General features: G+C 71.1%; 13 protein-coding genes. 3 read left to right on the top strand and 10 right to left on the bottom strand.

Annotated features, from left to right (window positions below; all coding sequences use genetic code 11):
• Positions 1–121 precede the first annotated feature (121 nt).
• From ACNTMW_RS13640 to ACNTMW_RS13625, 4 genes are read right to left on the bottom strand one after another with little or no spacing between them, the layout of a single operon-like run.
• The gene (locus ACNTMW_RS13640) at positions 122–1,042 is read right to left on the bottom strand and encodes a LysR family transcriptional regulator (RefSeq protein ID WP_426633877.1); all 921 of its coding nucleotides are present in this window, start codon (positions 1,040–1,042) and stop codon (positions 122–124) included.
• Positions 1,043–1,054: 12 nt separating this feature from the next.
• Positions 1,055–2,191, bottom strand: a complete 1,137-nt coding sequence (locus ACNTMW_RS13635; RefSeq protein ID WP_426633876.1) for an NAD(P)/FAD-dependent oxidoreductase — start codon at positions 2,189–2,191, stop codon at positions 1,055–1,057.
• A complete protein-coding gene (locus ACNTMW_RS13630; RefSeq protein WP_426633875.1) occupies positions 2,188–2,376 on the bottom strand; it encodes a ferredoxin in 189 nt (62 codons plus the stop codon). Before ACNTMW_RS13630 ends, ACNTMW_RS13635 begins: the two co-directional genes overlap by 4 nt.
• Positions 2,373–3,554: a cytochrome P450 gene (locus tag ACNTMW_RS13625; protein ID WP_426633874.1), complete on the bottom strand. Its 1,182-nt coding sequence runs from the start codon at positions 3,552–3,554 to the stop codon at positions 2,373–2,375. Before ACNTMW_RS13625 ends, ACNTMW_RS13630 begins: the two co-directional genes overlap by 4 nt.
• A gap of 84 nt (positions 3,555–3,638) precedes the next feature.
• On the opposite strand from ACNTMW_RS13625, the gene ACNTMW_RS13620 reads away from it, so the two are divergent.
• Positions 3,639–4,211, top strand: a complete 573-nt coding sequence (locus ACNTMW_RS13620) for an integrase core domain-containing protein (RefSeq protein WP_426633873.1) — start codon at positions 3,639–3,641, stop codon at positions 4,209–4,211.
• A gap of 110 nt (positions 4,212–4,321) precedes the next feature.
• Here ACNTMW_RS13620 and ACNTMW_RS13615 read toward each other — a convergent pair whose 3' ends face one another.
• Complete coding sequence (locus tag ACNTMW_RS13615; protein WP_426633872.1) at positions 4,322–4,492, bottom strand: hypothetical protein; 171 nt, start codon at positions 4,490–4,492, stop codon at positions 4,322–4,324.
• A gap of 214 nt (positions 4,493–4,706) precedes the next feature.
• Between ACNTMW_RS13615 and ACNTMW_RS13610 the strand changes: the two genes are divergently transcribed.
• Positions 4,707–6,407 (top strand): methyl-accepting chemotaxis protein, encoded by a 1,701-nt coding sequence (locus ACNTMW_RS13610; protein ID WP_426633871.1) that lies wholly within the window; start codon positions 4,707–4,709, stop codon positions 6,405–6,407.
• Positions 6,408–6,672: 265 nt separating this feature from the next.
• On the opposite strand, the gene hutI is transcribed toward ACNTMW_RS13610, so the two are convergent.
• The 5 genes from hutI to hutH are packed head-to-tail and all read right to left on the bottom strand — an operon-like array spanning position 6,673 to position 13,701.
• Positions 6,673–7,893, bottom strand: a complete 1,221-nt coding sequence (hutI, locus tag ACNTMW_RS13605; RefSeq protein ID WP_426633870.1) for an imidazolonepropionase — start codon at positions 7,891–7,893, stop codon at positions 6,673–6,675.
• Complete coding sequence (locus ACNTMW_RS13600) at positions 7,890–9,224, bottom strand: formimidoylglutamate deiminase (protein ID WP_426633869.1); 1,335 nt, start codon at positions 9,222–9,224, stop codon at positions 7,890–7,892. Before ACNTMW_RS13600 ends, hutI begins: the two co-directional genes overlap by 4 nt.
• Positions 9,221–10,423, bottom strand: a complete 1,203-nt coding sequence (locus tag ACNTMW_RS13595; protein WP_426633868.1) for an allantoate amidohydrolase — start codon at positions 10,421–10,423, stop codon at positions 9,221–9,223. The genes ACNTMW_RS13600 and ACNTMW_RS13595 overlap by 4 nt, the downstream gene beginning before the upstream one ends.
• A gap of 9 nt (positions 10,424–10,432) precedes the next feature.
• Positions 10,433–12,088 carry a urocanate hydratase gene (gene hutU, locus ACNTMW_RS13590; RefSeq protein ID WP_426633867.1) on the bottom strand — a complete coding sequence of 552 codons (1,656 nt, stop codon included), beginning with the start codon at positions 12,086–12,088 and terminating at the stop codon, positions 10,433–10,435.
• Between the two features lie 47 nt (positions 12,089–12,135).
• Positions 12,136–13,701, bottom strand: a complete 1,566-nt coding sequence (gene hutH, locus ACNTMW_RS13585) for a histidine ammonia-lyase (RefSeq protein ID WP_426633866.1) — start codon at positions 13,699–13,701, stop codon at positions 12,136–12,138.
• A 79-nt stretch (positions 13,702–13,780) separates the two neighbouring features.
• On the opposite strand from hutH, the gene ACNTMW_RS13580 reads away from it, so the two are divergent.
• Positions 13,781–14,542, top strand: a complete 762-nt coding sequence (locus tag ACNTMW_RS13580) for an IclR family transcriptional regulator (RefSeq protein WP_426633865.1) — start codon at positions 13,781–13,783, stop codon at positions 14,540–14,542.
• Positions 14,543–14,571 lie beyond the last annotated feature (29 nt).

Here is a 14,571-nt window from a genome sequence, read left to right as displayed (position 1 = left end):
TTCCCAGCGGCGTTGCAGCGTCTAGGTCAGGCGCTGCCGCATCGTCGGCGCCGCACGGGTCATCAGCGCGTGGGCGGACCCGTACCCCACTCGGACCTTCGCGAGCTTGCGCCGATGCGCGTCAATGCCTTGCTGCGTCGAACAGGAGCTGGCGCAGCCAGGAGATGAAGTAGTGGTCGCCCAGATGCGGGTTCCACACCATGTCGATGCCCAGCCCCGGGAGGTGGAACGGGAACTCCTCGATCCGCAGGTCGACGAGCGTGCGCATCTGCGCGGCAACCCGGTAGCGAAGGAGGCCGACCCCACCGGCACGTCCGACCAGGTACGGGACGAGCAGGAAGTCGGAGATCAGCTGGCCGACGCGGTAGGTGACCCCGTTGTCGTCGAGCACCGAGTACGGGAAGACCCGCCGCTCGGTATCGACGACGATGTGCGGCTGCGTGGTCAGCAGGTCGAGTGCGCTTGCTTCCGGTGGTGTGTCCGTCGAGGCCACCACCACGATGCGGTCGTCGTACAGGCGCTCCCGCGGGTACGGCGACGTGAACGCCTCGGAGACCAGCACGACGTCGACACCGTGCTCCGTGAACGTGGTCTCGGTCGGCACGGTGATGGTACGCACGCGGAGGGTCGCGTTCGGGGCTCGTTCCGTCACGAGTCGAACCAGCCGCGCCCCGAGGACGAAGGCCGTGCTGGTGGTCATCGCGATGGTGATGACACGACGATCCGTCGCCGGATCGAAGCCCGGGAAATTGACCACGTCCGCGGCCTGCTGGAGCGTCGCCCGCAACGGCCCGATCAGCTCAAGCGCGCGCGGGGTCAGCGTGACACCGCTCCCCTGCCGGACGAGCAGGTCGTCGCCGAAGAGACGCCGCATGCGACCCAACGCGTGACTCATCGCCGGCTGCGTCAGACCGACGCGCTCAGCCGCCTTCGTCACCGAGCGCTCCTCCAGGAGCGCGAGGAGGGGCACCAGCAGGTTGAGATTGACCGATGCCAATCGATACAACCCGGAACCCGTGGTGCCCGCTCCGTCGTCGCTCATCGCGACGAAACCCTACACCGCTTCCCGGCTCACGCGACGCAGCCGCGGGATCGGGATCCGGTAGTTCAGCGCCACAGCCGCACCGGAGCCGTCGTCGTGCGACCAGCGCATCAGCGCCGGACCGCCGGGCCCTCCCTCGACGTATGTCGGCTCTCCGTCCAGCGGGAGATAGCCGACGGCCTTGAGACTGAGCCCGAACTGCTCGGTCCAGAAGTACGGCTGGAACTGAAGCGGTGGCGTGTCGTCCCCCCGAACGAGGGCGGCCGCAGCCACCTTCGCCTGCTCGATCGCACTGTTCCACAGCGGGATGCGTCGCAGGCCGTAGGGCGCCGGGAACGCCGCCAGGTCGCCGACGGCAGCGATCTCGGGCCGGACCAGTCCGCGGGAGTCGACGCCGACGACGCCCTGGTTGGCCAGGCCGGTGTCCGCGAGCCACTCCGTGTTCGGGACGTCGCCGACGGCGGTCACCACCAGTTCGGCTTCGAGGACGGCGCCGTCGTCGAGTACGACACGTACGTCGCCGCCACGCCGATCGAGTCGCGCCGATCCGGTCTCGACGATGGTGAGCCCGCGCTCCAGCGCTGCCTTGCCGAAGACCTCGGCCAGGTACGGGCCCAGCTGCAGGATCAGTGGCACGCCTTGGGAGACAAGGGTGACCTGACAACCCGCGGTCAGGCAGCCCGACGCGATCTCCATGCCGAGCGGGCCCCCGCCGACCACGACGACCGACGGCCGTCCAGCCAGCCGCTTGCGCAGGGCACGTGCATCGTCGAGGCCGCGCAGAGTGAACTCCGCGGGAAGGTCGGACAACCGTCGCGCACGGGACCCGGTGGCGAGGACGACGCGGTCGTACGGAAGGGCCGCGCCGTCGTCGAGCGTGACGAGTCGACGGTCGACGTCGAGTCCGGTCGCGCGTACGCCCAGCAGCTCGGTCGCCCCGTGGGTGGTCGGCGGAAGCTGGTGGGACGACATGTCGTCGACGTCGAGCAGCAATGCCTTCGACAGAGCCGGACGGCTGTACGCCGCGTGCGTCTCGTCGCCGACGATGGTGAGCTCGCCGTCGAAGCCGGCCTCACGGAGCGTGTCGGCAGCCGTGAGGCCGGCGATGCCGTTTCCGACGACGACGACCCGCTGGATCGGCGTGCTCATACGATGCGCAGGGCCGCGACCGGGCAGACCCGGACAGCGGCGTTGGCCAGCGCGGCGTCGGCGTCGCTGAGCTCCTCGCGGTCGAGCACCAGGTCGCCGTCGTCGTCGAGGTGCATCAGGCCGGGCGCGGCCTCCTCGCACAGCCCGTGTCCCTCGCAGCGCGGTCGGTCCAGGACGATCTTCATGCCGGCACCACCTCCACGACGGGCAGCTGTTCGATACTGCGGGTGATGTTGCTGGGGACGCGGACCTCGGGGCCGACGATGAGCCGGTCGACCCGGCGGGCCAGGGCGTCGATGACGGCGTGCCCCTCGAGGCGGGCCAGCCCCTGTCCGGCGCAGCCGTGCGGGCCGTACCCGAAGGAGAGGTGGTCGATCGGGTTGCGCTCGACCAGGAACGCGTCGGGGTTCTCGTAGTGGCGAGGGTCCCGGTTGCCGGCGCCGAACAGGATCGCGACCTTCGCGCCCTGCGGGACCAGGACACCGTCGACCGCCACGTCCCGGGTCGCACGACGGCCCCAGGCATGGACCGGCGCCCAGTAGCGGAGCACCTCGTTGAACGCGGCGGGCACCAGCGACGGGTTCTCCCGGACCAGCGCGAGCTGCTCGGGGTGGGCCGCGAACAGGGCCACGATGTTGCCGATCGAGGCGATCGTGGTGTCGACGCCGGCACCGAGGTACTGGTGGATGATGTGGCCCGCCGTGTCGGGTGGGATGTCGCCACGCGCCTCGGCCTCGAAGATCCCCCGGCCGACCGAGCCGGGCGCCAGGTCCTCGGCGGTGACGGTCGAGCACCACTGGTACAGCTCGCCGGCGATCGGGAAGCTCTCCGCCGTGCGCTGGTTCATCGGTCCGAGGACCTGCATCGCGGCCTGGCCCCAGCGCAGCATGTTGTCGCGGACGTGGCCGGTGAACCCGATGAGATCCGCGACGACCTCGAGCGGCAGGGCGCGGGCCAGCCCGTCGATGGCCTCGAACGAGCCCTTGGTGACCAGTTCCGCGACGAGGGCGTCGGCCTTGGCGTCGATGCTGTCCTTCAGGCCGCGCAGCGCACGCGGCGACAGGTTCGCGGTCAGGGCCGCCCGCAGCTGCGTGTGGACCGGCGGGTCCGAGGCGAGGGACGTACCCGTGAGCGCCTCGTTGACCATCGGGTTGAACCCGATCGCGCCGTCGGAGGAGAAGCTCTCCCAGTCACCCAGGGCGTTGCGGATGACGTCATACCTCGTGAGCACATAGACGTCGTTGGCCGGGAGGCGGACGACGCCTCCAAGGTCGCGCAGTGCTGCGTACGAGGGGTACGGGTCGACGAGCACCGTGTCGTCGAACAGGTCGAGATCGGAGATGGGAGCGGCTGAATCGGTCATCGGTTCACCTCGGGTCAGTCATTCAGTGAACCATTGAAGTGGCCACGCTCACATCAAGCAAACACATGTTTTTCATGCCATGACATGCACACGATGCATGTTCCCGCTCGGTCGCCACCTGCGTCGATGACCCCGGCTGCCCCGTGGAGGGTGGCGGCGTGCGGGGTTCCAACCTCTCATCAACTATGTGACCAGGGAAAACGATGGCGCCCAGTCGTGCCGTCCGGCATCACGACGCGCGTCGCTGCGCCCGCTCCACCTCGTGGTCTGCCACCTCGCCGATCGGCTCGCTCTCCTCGCCCACACCAGCGCGACCAAAGACGTGGAGATCTCGGTCCTGCGTCACGAGGACGCGGTCCCGCGCGCCGGCAGAACCCGAAGCCGCGGCTGGACCGGGCCGGCCGGCCGCCGATCGCCCCGGCCCTCGCCGACGCCGGCATCACCGTCTGCACGATCCCGCCGCACAGCCCGCGGGCCAACGCCTACGCCGAACGGTTCATGCTCACCATCCGCCCCGAGGCCACCAACCGCATGCTCATCCTCGACGAGCGACATCTCGGCAGGGCCCTCGACGCGTACGCCCGCCACGACAGCGGACGCCGTCCGCACCGACCCTGGCAACTGCAGCCACCACGATCACCGCAGCCCTTGTCGTGACACGGACTTCTTCGCACGAACCATGTTCACGCAAGGGCTGCACTCATGATCGACCATGGTCACATCGACAAACCCCGCAGGCCAACCGACAAGCTACGGGTACGAGACTGCTACCGGGCCGAGCCGAAACTGCCCAGCCGCTCGGTGGGGATGCCGTTACGGGGTTGTTCCTTCAGGATCCACATGGGATTCGAGAAGCCGATCACGTCGCCATCGGCGGTGATCCACCGCCGGACCGTGCGAGGGCTGCCGTGCGGCAGGGCGACGATGTCGGCGAACACGTGCGTGGGGCGCCTACTGGCGACGACCTCGCCGGGGTGATCGGGGTGCGGAAACTCGATCAGAACCCTGACGAGGTCCTCGCTTATGGGCCTACCTCAACTCGGACGAGTGACGGACATGGCTTCCGGCAAACCTGGTTAGCGGCGAACACCTAAGTTCTGCCGGCCGCAGCCGATGACGAGGACGAGGACGAGATGTCCGCTCAGTGCGCGTATGAACACCACCAGAAAGGTCCGTGGCGTGTCCACCACCCAGAGCCGCGCGTTACGCCAGTCAACCATCAACAAGGCCGCTGCGGGGACACTTGTCCTGATCACCGGTCTGCTCGTCGTCGCCGTCGTACTGGTCAACTCCGCCGTCAACGCCGAAAAGCGCGCCTACGTGCGCCAGGCCGAGTTCAAGGCCCTTGGCCTCCAGTTGCAGAACGCCTCGGATTATCTGACCGACGAGGCGCGCCTCTACGCGGTCACCACGGACCACACGCACCTGGACAACTACTGGAACGAAATCACCGTCACCAAGACCCGGGACAAGGCTCTCGCGCAGCTCGAGCAGCTCGACGCCACCCAGGATGAGCTCGCGCTCGTCGACCAGGCCAAGACCAACTCCGACGCGCTGGTGAAGACCGAGTCCCGGTCCCAGCGGCTGGTTCTGGAGACCACCGGCGTGGCCCCAGCGAACATGCCGCCGGCTATCGCGCAGACCCAACTCGACGCCGCCGACGAAGCGCTCAGCCCCGCCAGGAAGCTCGAGGTCGCGCGAACGATCATGTTCGACGCCAAGTACGCCGCCGATAAGGCGGTCATCGCCGCTCCGATGGACAAGTTCCAGAAGATGCTGAACGACCGTGCGGCGCAGGCGGTCACCAGCGCTGACGGTTCGACGAGCACGTCCATGAACCTGCTGATCGCGCTAACCGTGGTGCTGCCGGTGGCGATCGGCGGGGTCCTGTTCCTGCTGCAGTCGAAGGTCGGCCGCGTCATCGTCCGGTACACCGGCGCGCTTCGCTCACGCGATCATGACGATCTGACGTTCCGACTCGACCCCACCGGCACCCAGGAGCTTCGCGCGCTGGCTGAGACGTTCAACGACGAGCTGGCGCGCAAACTCGACATGGTCCGCGCGGTGGCCGGCAACGCCGACGCGCTCGCCTCGGCCTCCCAGGAGCTGGCGGCGACCAGCGAGCAGGTTGCGACGAGCGCCGAGCAGGCCAGCAGCCAGGCCGCTGTCGTCAGCGGCTCGGCCGAGCAGGTGGCGCGAAATGTACAGATCGTGGCCGCCGGGTCCGAAGAGATGGGAGCGTCGATCCGGGAGATCGCGGAGAACGCCAACGAGGCCGCCCGGGTCGGTGACAACGCCGTCCGGCTCGCCGAGTCGACCAACCACACCGTCGCCAAGCTCGGCGAATCGTCGCAGGAGATCGGCAACGTCATCAAGGTCATCACCTCGATTGCCGAGCAGACGAACCTGCTGGCCCTCAACGCCACCATCGAGGCCGCCCGCGCCGGGGACGCCGGCAAGGGCTTCGCGGTCGTCGCCAGCGAGGTCAAGGACCTCGCCCAGGAGACCGCCAAGGCCACCGAGGACATCGCCAGCCGGATCGCCGCGATCCAGACCGACAGCCAGGGGGCTGTCGAGGCGATCGCGCAGATCACCCAGGTGATCGGGAAGATCAACGATTTCCAGACGACCATCGCGAGCGCGGTCGAGGAGCAGACCGCGACGACCAACGAGATGAACCGTAGTGTCACCGACGCCGCGACCGGATCGGGCGACATCGCCGCCAACATCTCCGGGGTCGCCCAGGCGGCCCAGAGCGCGGCCGACGGTATTGCCGAGGCCAAGCGTGCCACGGCCGACCTGGCTCGAATGGGTTCCGAACTGCAAACGCTGATCGGAAACTACCGCTACTGAACTGCGCGGGGCCCGATCGCGCTGACGGTCGGGCCCCGCTGTGCGGGCAATCAGCTGGTCCTCCCGGAGCGTTATCCGTCGGCGCCCCCGGACTTGAGCCTGTCACCATGCCGATCCACCCGCGCGCGAGGCAAGCACGGGAACCACCGCGAACAGCAGGTACTGCCCGGCGAAACCGCCACCGTCGAAACCACGGACGGCGTGGGAAGGCGCCAGCCGCGCAGCCCCGCCGCCTCTCGGCACCGTCGTACTCCTGCGGCCACGGTCAGACGGACGAGCCTGCCGTGGCGGGCGCGCCGTCGCCCGGCAGGTCGATCGCACGCGCGATCGGTACCCCCGGCCGGTAGGCCAGGTGCAGGTACGACGGAGCGTCCAGCACCGTGAGGTCCGCGCGACAACCGGCCTTGACCACGCCGATGTCGCCACGGCGCAGCGCCTTCGCGCCGCCGAGCGTCGACGCCAGCAACGCCTCGGCCGGTGTCAGGCCCATCTCGCGCACCGCGAGCGCGATGGCGAAGGGAATCGACGAGGAGTAGCACGTACCGGGGTTGCAGTCGCTGGCCAGCGCGACGCTGACACCCGCGTCGAGCAGCCGGCGCCCGTCGGGGTACGGCGATCGCGTGCAGAACTCCACTCCCGGCAGCAGGGTCGCCACCGTGATCTCAGCCGCCCCTGCCAGTGCGTCGATGTCGTCGTCGGACAGGTAGGTGCAGTGGTCGACGCTCGCCGCCGCGAACTCGACCGCCAACTGCACGCCTGGGCCGTACCCGAGCTGGTTGCCGTGCACCCGCAGCTCCAGACCGGCGTCGCGGCCGGCCGACAGGATCTGCCGGGCCTCCTCCCCGGTGAACGCGTGCGCGCTGTGGGGCTCGCAGAACACGTCGATCCACCGGGCGTACGGCCGGCACGCCGCGAGCATGTCCCCGCAGACGAGGTCGACGTACTCGCCACGGCGGTCGGCGTACTCGGCCGGCACGACGTGGGCACCGAGGAACGTGGTCTCCGCCGTGACCGTGCGCGCCACGCGCAGGCTGCGCAGCTCATCGTCGACGGTGAGCCCGTACCCGCTCTTGATCTCCACGGTCGTCGTGCCTTGCGCCCGCATCTCCCGTACCCGGCCGGCGACCAGGGCCCGCAGCTCATCGTCGCCGGCGGCGCGGGTGGCGCGCACCGAGTTCGCGATGCCGCCGCCGTCGTAGCGGGCGCCCGTCATGCGGGCGGCGAACTCGGCCGCCCGGTCCCCGGCGAACACCAGATGGGAGTGGCTGTCGACGAAGCCCGGCACGACGGCCCGGCCGCCGAGGTCGAGGCGGCGGTCCGCGGCCGGCGCCCGCGACGCCGGACCGACCCACGCGACGTGGTCGCCGTCGACGACGACGGCGGCGTCCCGCAGCAGCCCCAGCCCCTCGGCGTGATCGCCGCCGTCGACCGACGCGTCGTTGGTGACCAGCTCGGCGATACCGCTGATCAGGGTCGTGGTGGTCACTGGTCCTCCCAGAGGGGCTCGATCGCGTCGCGTAGCAGGGAGGCGATGTCGCCGAGTCGGTGCTGTCCACCCTGGACGGTCATTCGCCCGTCGACGATCACGGTGTCGACGTCGGCGGCGGTCGCCGACATCAGCACCTGATCGGGGGCGGTACCCGCGGTGCGTACGCTGTCGGTCCGCACGGCGACGAGGTCCGCCCGCGCGCCGACCGCCAGCCGGCCCGCGTCCGGCCAGCCGAGGCTGTCATGGTTGGTCGCCGCGGACAGCAGCTCGGACAGGGTGAACCGGCCGCGCCGTCGCGAGCCGAGCCGTTCGTGGCTCTCGAGCGCCCGCGCCTCCTCGATCAGGTCGATCACCGCGTGCTGGTCGGACCCCAGCGACAGCGGCGACCCGGCGTCGTGCAGGGCGCGGGCCGGGCCGATGCCGTCCGCCAGGTCGCGTTCGGTGGTCGGGCAGAAGCAGCAGACGGTACCGGTCCGGCCGAGCAGGGCGATGTCGGCGTCGGTCAGGTGGGTGGCGTGGACCGCGGAGGTCAGCGGCCCGAGCACGCCTTCGGTGGCGAGCAGGCCGGTCGGGGTGAGGCCGTACCACCCCAGGCACGCCTCGTTCTCGGCCGGCTGCTCGGACAGGTGGACGTGCAGTGGCCGTCCCGCCGCCGCGGTGACCACGGTCTTCAGCGCCTCCCGCGGGACGGCCCGCACCGAGTGGACCGCCGCGCCGGCGCGCATTCCCTCGCTCGGCGCGAGCGCGCCGACCCGCTCGGCCCAGCGCTCGGCGGAGCCGTCGGAGAAGCGCCGCTGGGCGTCGCCCAGGGGCTGATGGCCGTCGGCGGTCAGCCCGCCACTGAGGTAGCAGGCGTCCAGCAGGGTCAGCCGGATCCCGGCCTCCGCCGCCGCCTGGCGCAGCGCCTCACCCATCGCGTTCGGGTCGGCGTAGCGCGCCCCGCCCGGTGCGTGGTGGAGGTAGTGGAACTCCCCCACGCAGGTCACCCCGGCCAACGCCATCTCCGCGTAGGTCGCGCGGGCCAGCGCCAGGTAGCGGTCCGGGTCCAGCGCGGCCGCGACGGCGTACATGCCGTCGCGCCAGGTCCAGAAGGTCCCGCCGCCGTGGTGGGTTCGCCCGCGCAGGGCACGGTGGAAGGCGTGGCTGTGCGCGTTGGCCAGTCCGGGCAGAACTACTCCGGGTAGCGGCTGCGCGCCCGCCGGGTGAGAGTCCGGGGTGATCGACGTGAATCGGCCGTCGACAACCTCGAAGGTCACGTTCCGGGCTGGCCCGGCCGGCAGGAGGGCGTACGCCGCGTGCCACCGCCCCGTCCGCTGCGTCGCGGTCATCCGGCCAGCTCCTGCACGGCGCGGGCCAGCGCGGCCACCCCGGTGTGGCAGTCGTCGCGTTCGGCGAACTCCTCCGGCGAGTGGGAGACGCCGGTGGGGTTGCGCACGAACAGCATCGCGGTCGGGATGCCCGCCGTGGCGAGGATGCCGGAGTCGTGACCGGCGCCGGTCCCGAGGCGCGGGACGTGCTCGCCGAGCAGCGTCGACAGTCGGTCGGACAGGGCCGGGTCGAACGCCGTGGTCGGGGTCCAGGACTCCTCGGTCAGCGTCGCCCCGTGTCCCGCCGCCACCGTGGCGATGTCGTCGACGGTGGCGCGCACCGCCGCTTCGATCGGTCCGCGGGCGTCGAGCCATCCGGTCACGTGGCTCGGGATGGCGTTGACCCCACCGGGCTGCACCCGCACCTTGCCGATGGTCGCGACGCAGCCGTGCCGGGCCGCGGCGGTGCGGGCGGTGAGCACCGCCTCCGCGTACCCGAGCATCGCGTCGTGACGGTCCTCCAGCCGGGTGGTGCCGGCGTGGTTGGCGGTACCGGGGAAGTCGAGGCGCCAGCGGCCGTGCGGCCAGATGTCGGTGGCGACGGCGACGGGTTGGCCGAGGTCGGCCAGGCCCCGGCCCTGCTCCACGTGCAGTTCGACGAAGACCCCGATCCGGCGGAGCGCCTCGGTGTCCGGCCCCAGTGTTGCCGGGTCGCGGCCCGCCCGGCGCATCGCCTCGGCCATGGTCACGCCGTCCGCATCGGTCAGCCCGCGCGCCCGGTCGGCGTCCAGGACCCCGGTGATGACCCGCGAACCGGCGCAGGCCACCCCGAAGCGGGCGCCCTCCTCGTCGAGGAAGTTGACCACGCCGATCGGCCGGGCGGGCTGGAAGCCCTGTGCCCGCAGCGCATCCACCGCGGCGAGCGAGCTGACCACGCCGAGCGGCCCGTCGAAGGCGCCCCCGTCGGGTACCGAATCCAGATGCGACCCGATGACGACGCCGGGGTCGCCGGCGGCGACGGCCGCGTCCGGGTCGCCCCACCACGCCCACTGGTTGCCCATCCGGTCAGTGGTGAGGTCCAGTCCCCGGACCCGGCACTCCTGGGCGAACCACTCGCGCAGCTGGAGATCGCTAGCGGTCCAGGCGTACCGCCGGTACCCGCCGGTGCCGGCGTCGCGGCCCACCGGTTCGATCGCCGCCCACATGCTGTCGAAGGTCATCGCGGCGGCTCAGCTCTCCCGCATCGGGATCCGCACGCCGCGCTCCTGTGCGACCTGCTCGGCGCGCTCGTAGCCGGCGTCAACGTGGCGGATCACGCCCATGCCGGGGTCGTTGGTCAGCACCCGCGACAGCTTCTCCGCCGCCAACGCGGTCCCGTCGGCCACCGAGACCTGGCCGGCGTGGATGGACCGGCCGATGCCGACACCGCCGCCGTGGTGGATCGACACCCACGACGCACCCGAGGCGGTGTTGATGAGGGCGTTGAGCAGCGGCCAGTCGGCGATGGCGTCGGAGCCGTCGAGCATCGACTCGGTCTCCCGGTAGGGCGAGGCCACCGAGCCGGCGTCGAGGTGGTCGCGGCCGATGACGATCGGCGCTTCCAGCTCTCCGGAGGCCACCATCTCGTTGAACTTCAACCCGGCCCGGTCCCGCTCGCCGTAGCCCAGCCAGCAGATCCGCGCGGGCAGGCCCTGGAAGGCGATCTTCTCCTGGGCGCCGCGCATCCACCGCTGCAGCCGGTCGTTGTCTCCGAACAGGTCCATCACGGCACGGTCGGTGGCGTGGATGTCGGCGGGGTTGCCCGACAGCGCGGCCCAGCGGAACGGGCCCTTGCCCTCACAGAACAGGGGGCGGATGTAGGCGGGCACGAAACCCGGGAAGGCGAACGCGCGGTCGTACCCGCCCTGTCGCGCCTCGTCGCGGATCGAGTTGCCGTAGTCGAAGACCTCGGCACCGGCGTCGGAGAACTCGACCATGGCCTGGACGTGCTTGGCCATGGAGGCACGGGCACGGGCGGTGAACTCCTCGGGCTTGGCCTCGGCGTAGTCGCGCCACTGGTCGACCGAGACACCCTCGGGCAGGTACGACAGCGGGTCGTGGGCGCTGGTCTGGTCGGTGACGATGTCGATGTCGACACCGCGGCGCAGCAACTCCGGGAACACCTCGGCACAGTTGCCGACGAGACCGACCGACAGCGCCCGGCGCTCCGCCTTGGCCCGCAGCGCCTTCTCGATCGCGTCGTCGATGTTCTCGGCGACCTCGTCGAGGTAGCGGTGCTGGACGCGGCGGTCGAGCCGGGCGCGGTCCACGTCGACGATGAGGCAGACGCCGTCGTTGAGGGTCACCGCGAGCGGCTGCGCGCCGCCCATGCCGCCGCAGCCGCCGGTCAGGGTCAGCGTGCCGGCCAGGGTGCCGTTGAAGCGTTTCTCGGCCACGGCCGCGAACGTCTCGTACGTGCCCTGCACGATCCCCTGGGTGCCGATGTAGATCCACGAGCCCGCCGTCATCTGGCCGTACATCGTCAGGCCGAGGCGCTCGAGGCGGCGGAACTCCGGCCAGGTGGCCCAGTCCCCGACGAGGTTGGAGTTGGCCAGGATCACCCGCGGCGCCCACTCGTGGGTGCGCATGACACCGACCGGCCGGCCTGACTGCACCAGCATGGTCTCGTCTTTTTCCAACGTGGTCAGCGTGCGGACCATGGCGTCGAAGGACTTCCAGTCGCGGGCCGCCCGGCCGGTACCGCCGTAGACCACCAGGTCGTCGGGGCGCTCGGCGTTCTCCGGGTCCAGGTTGTTCATCAGCATGCGCAGCGGGGCCTCGGTTGCCCACGACTTCGCGGTGAGGGTCGTGCCGCGCGCCGCACGGACCGGGCGTGCACCTTCCATGACGGTTCTCCTTGCTGTGATGGACGATCAACTGCAGCGGGCGGTGGCTACTGGAACGAGCCGGTGACCGTCTCGGCGGCGCGCAGGGCCGCGCCTGAGGCGACGAACTGCACGGCGGCCTCGATCTCGGGGGCCAGGAATCGGTCCACGCCGGGGCCGGGTGTCACCTGCCGCAGGGCGTCGATGACCGCTCCGGTGGCGGGTGCGGGCTGTAGCGGCGCCCGCAACTGGATGCCGCGCGCGGCGGTGAGCAGTTCGATGGCGAGCACGCGGGTCAGGGCGTCCACGGCCCGGCGCAGCTTGCGGGCGCCGGACCAGCCCATCGACACGTGGTCCTCCTGCATCGCCGAGCTGGGGATCGAGTCGACACTCGCGGGCGAGGCGAGGCGCTTGAGCTCGGAGACGAGGGCGGCCTGGGTGTACTGCGCGATCATGTAACCGGAGTCGACGCCGGGGTCGTCGGCGAGGAAGGCGTTGAGCCCGTGGTTGCGGGCCACGTCCAGGTACCGGTCGGTGCGGCGTTCCGCCATCGAGGCGACGTCGGCGGCGACGATGGCCAGGAAGTCGATGACGTACGCGATCGGGGCGCCGTGGAAGTTGCCGTTGGAGGACACCCGCCCGTCGAGGGTGACGACCGGGTTGTCCACCGCGGCGGCGAGTTCACGGGACGCGACCAGGGCCGCGTGGTCGATCGTGTCGCGGGCGCCGCCGGCGACCTGGGGTGCGCAGCGCAGCGAGTACGCGTCCTGTACCCGGGTGCAGTCGGGGCCGCGGTGACTTGCCATGATCGGGCTGTCGGCGAGTACCGCCCGCAGGTTGGCCGCCGATGCGGCCTGGCCGGGGTGGGGGCGCAGTGCCTGCAGTTCCGGGGCGAACACCGCGTCGGTTCCGAGCAGGCCCTCCACGCTCATCGCCGCGGTCAGGTCGGCGACCTTGAGCAGGTGTCGCAGGTCGGTGATCGCGAGCACCAGCATGCCGAGCATGCCGTCGGTGCCGTTGATCAGGGCCAGGCCCTCCTTCTCGGCCAGGGTGACCGGGGTGATGCCGGCCTCACGCAGCGCGTCGGCGGCGTCGCGTAGCTCGCCTGCGGCGTCGCGCACGGTGCCCTCCCCCATCACGGCGAGGGCGCAGTGCGCCAGCGGCGCCAGGTCGCCGGAGCAGCCGAGGCTGCCGTACTCGTGCACGACGGGGGTGATACCGGCGTTGAGAAGTTGGGCGTACGCCGCGGCGGTCTCCTCGCGTACCCCGGTGCGACCGGTCGCCAGGGTGGACAGTCGCAGCAGCATGAGGGCGCGGACGACCTCGCGCTCCACCTCGGGGCCGGAACCGGCCGCGTGGCTGCGGACCAGGCTGACCTGCAGCTGCGCGCGGAGCTCGACGGGGATGTGCCGGGTGGCCAGCGCACCGAAGCCGGTGGAGACGCCGTAGTGCGGCACGACGTCGTCGGCCAGTGCCTCGATCACCTCCCGGCTCTTGCGGATCTCGGCCAGCGCGACCGCGGAGATCTCGACGGGTGCGTCGTGGCGGGCGACGGCGACGACGTCGGCGAAGCTCAGGGCGTCGACGCCCACCGTGACGACGGCGCCGGCGCGGACCGGGTGGTGTGTGTTCATGCCCCTATTTGACCGGACAACCAGCCCCCGGAATACGACCCCTGACCGGGTTCTGTCTCGTATCTGAGACACTCGGCCCATGCCCAACGTCCCCGCCGCCACGCACGCCATCAGCCTGCTCAAGCTGCTTGCCCGGCACGCCGGCCCGCTGCCGGCGGCGTCGATCGCGCGGGAGCTCGGTCTCCCCCGGTCCAGCGTCTACCACCTGCTGGCGGTGCTGCGCGACGAGGGATTCGTGATGCATCTGGCCGAGGAGCGGCGCTACGGGCTGGGGGTGGAGGCGTTCGCCCTCGGCTCGGCGTACTCGCGCCAGGCGCCACTGCAGCGGGTCGCCCGGCCGCTGCTCACCCGGCTCGTCGAGACCAGCTCGCACAATGCGCACCTGGCGATCCTGCACGGCCGCGAGGTGTTCTACGTCATCGAGGAGCGCGCCCCGGGACGGCCCCCGCTCGTGACCGATGTCGGCGTGCGACTGCCGGCCTCGTTGACCGCGACGGGCCTGGCGATGCTCGCCGCGCTGCCGCACGCCCAGGTGCGTGCGCTGTTTCCGAACCGGGACGCGTTCGTGCAGCGACACGACGTCGGGGTCACCAGCCTGACCCAGCTGCGCGCGGAGCTGATCCGGGTCCGGCAACGCACGTACGCCATCGAGGAGGGGCTGGTCACGCCCGAGTTCTCGTCGGTGGCGGCGGCGGTGGTCGACCACACCGGACACCCGGTCGCCGCGGTGGCCGTGACCTACCCCGCCGATGACGTCGACGACGACCGGCGCCGTGAGCTGGCGCGCCAGGTGACCCGTACCGCCGCGGACCTGACCCGGCGCATCGGCGGCCGGGGTTAGTCCGTGTTTCAAAGAGGGGTCTGGGCCTT

The organism is Planosporangium spinosum (assembly GCF_049999945.1).
GTDB lineage: Bacteria > Actinomycetota > Actinomycetes > Mycobacteriales > Micromonosporaceae > Planosporangium > Planosporangium spinosum.
Note: the sequence above shows the minus strand (reverse complement) of the source record. Positions and strands in the feature narration are given on the sequence as shown.

Coding starts and splice junctions, on each gene's coding strand:
- ACNTMW_RS13640 (WP_426633877.1), bottom strand. CDS start 1,042: ATGAGCGACGACGGAGCGGGCACCACGGGTTCCGGGTTGTATCGATTG.
- ACNTMW_RS13635 (WP_426633876.1), bottom strand. CDS start 2,191: ATGAGCACGCCGATCCAGCGGGTCGTCGTCGTCGGAAACGGCATCGCC.
- ACNTMW_RS13630 (WP_426633875.1), bottom strand. CDS start 2,376: ATGAAGATCGTCCTGGACCGACCGCGCTGCGAGGGACACGGGCTGTGC.
- ACNTMW_RS13625 (WP_426633874.1), bottom strand. CDS start 3,554: ATGACCGATTCAGCCGCTCCCATCTCCGATCTCGACCTGTTCGACGAC.
- ACNTMW_RS13620 (WP_426633873.1), top strand. CDS start 3,639: ATGCACACGATGCATGTTCCCGCTCGGTCGCCACCTGCGTCGATGACC.
- ACNTMW_RS13610 (WP_426633871.1), top strand. CDS start 4,707: ATGAACACCACCAGAAAGGTCCGTGGCGTGTCCACCACCCAGAGCCGC.
- ACNTMW_RS13600 (WP_426633869.1), bottom strand. CDS start 9,224: ATGACCGCGACGCAGCGGACGGGGCGGTGGCACGCGGCGTACGCCCTC.
- ACNTMW_RS13595 (WP_426633868.1), bottom strand. CDS start 10,423: ATGACCTTCGACAGCATGTGGGCGGCGATCGAACCGGTGGGCCGCGAC.
- hutU (WP_426633867.1), bottom strand. CDS start 12,088: ATGGAAGGTGCACGCCCGGTCCGTGCGGCGCGCGGCACGACCCTCACC.
- hutH (WP_426633866.1), bottom strand. CDS start 13,701: ATGAACACACACCACCCGGTCCGCGCCGGCGCCGTCGTCACGGTGGGC.
- ACNTMW_RS13580 (WP_426633865.1), top strand. CDS start 13,781: ATGCCCAACGTCCCCGCCGCCACGCACGCCATCAGCCTGCTCAAGCTG.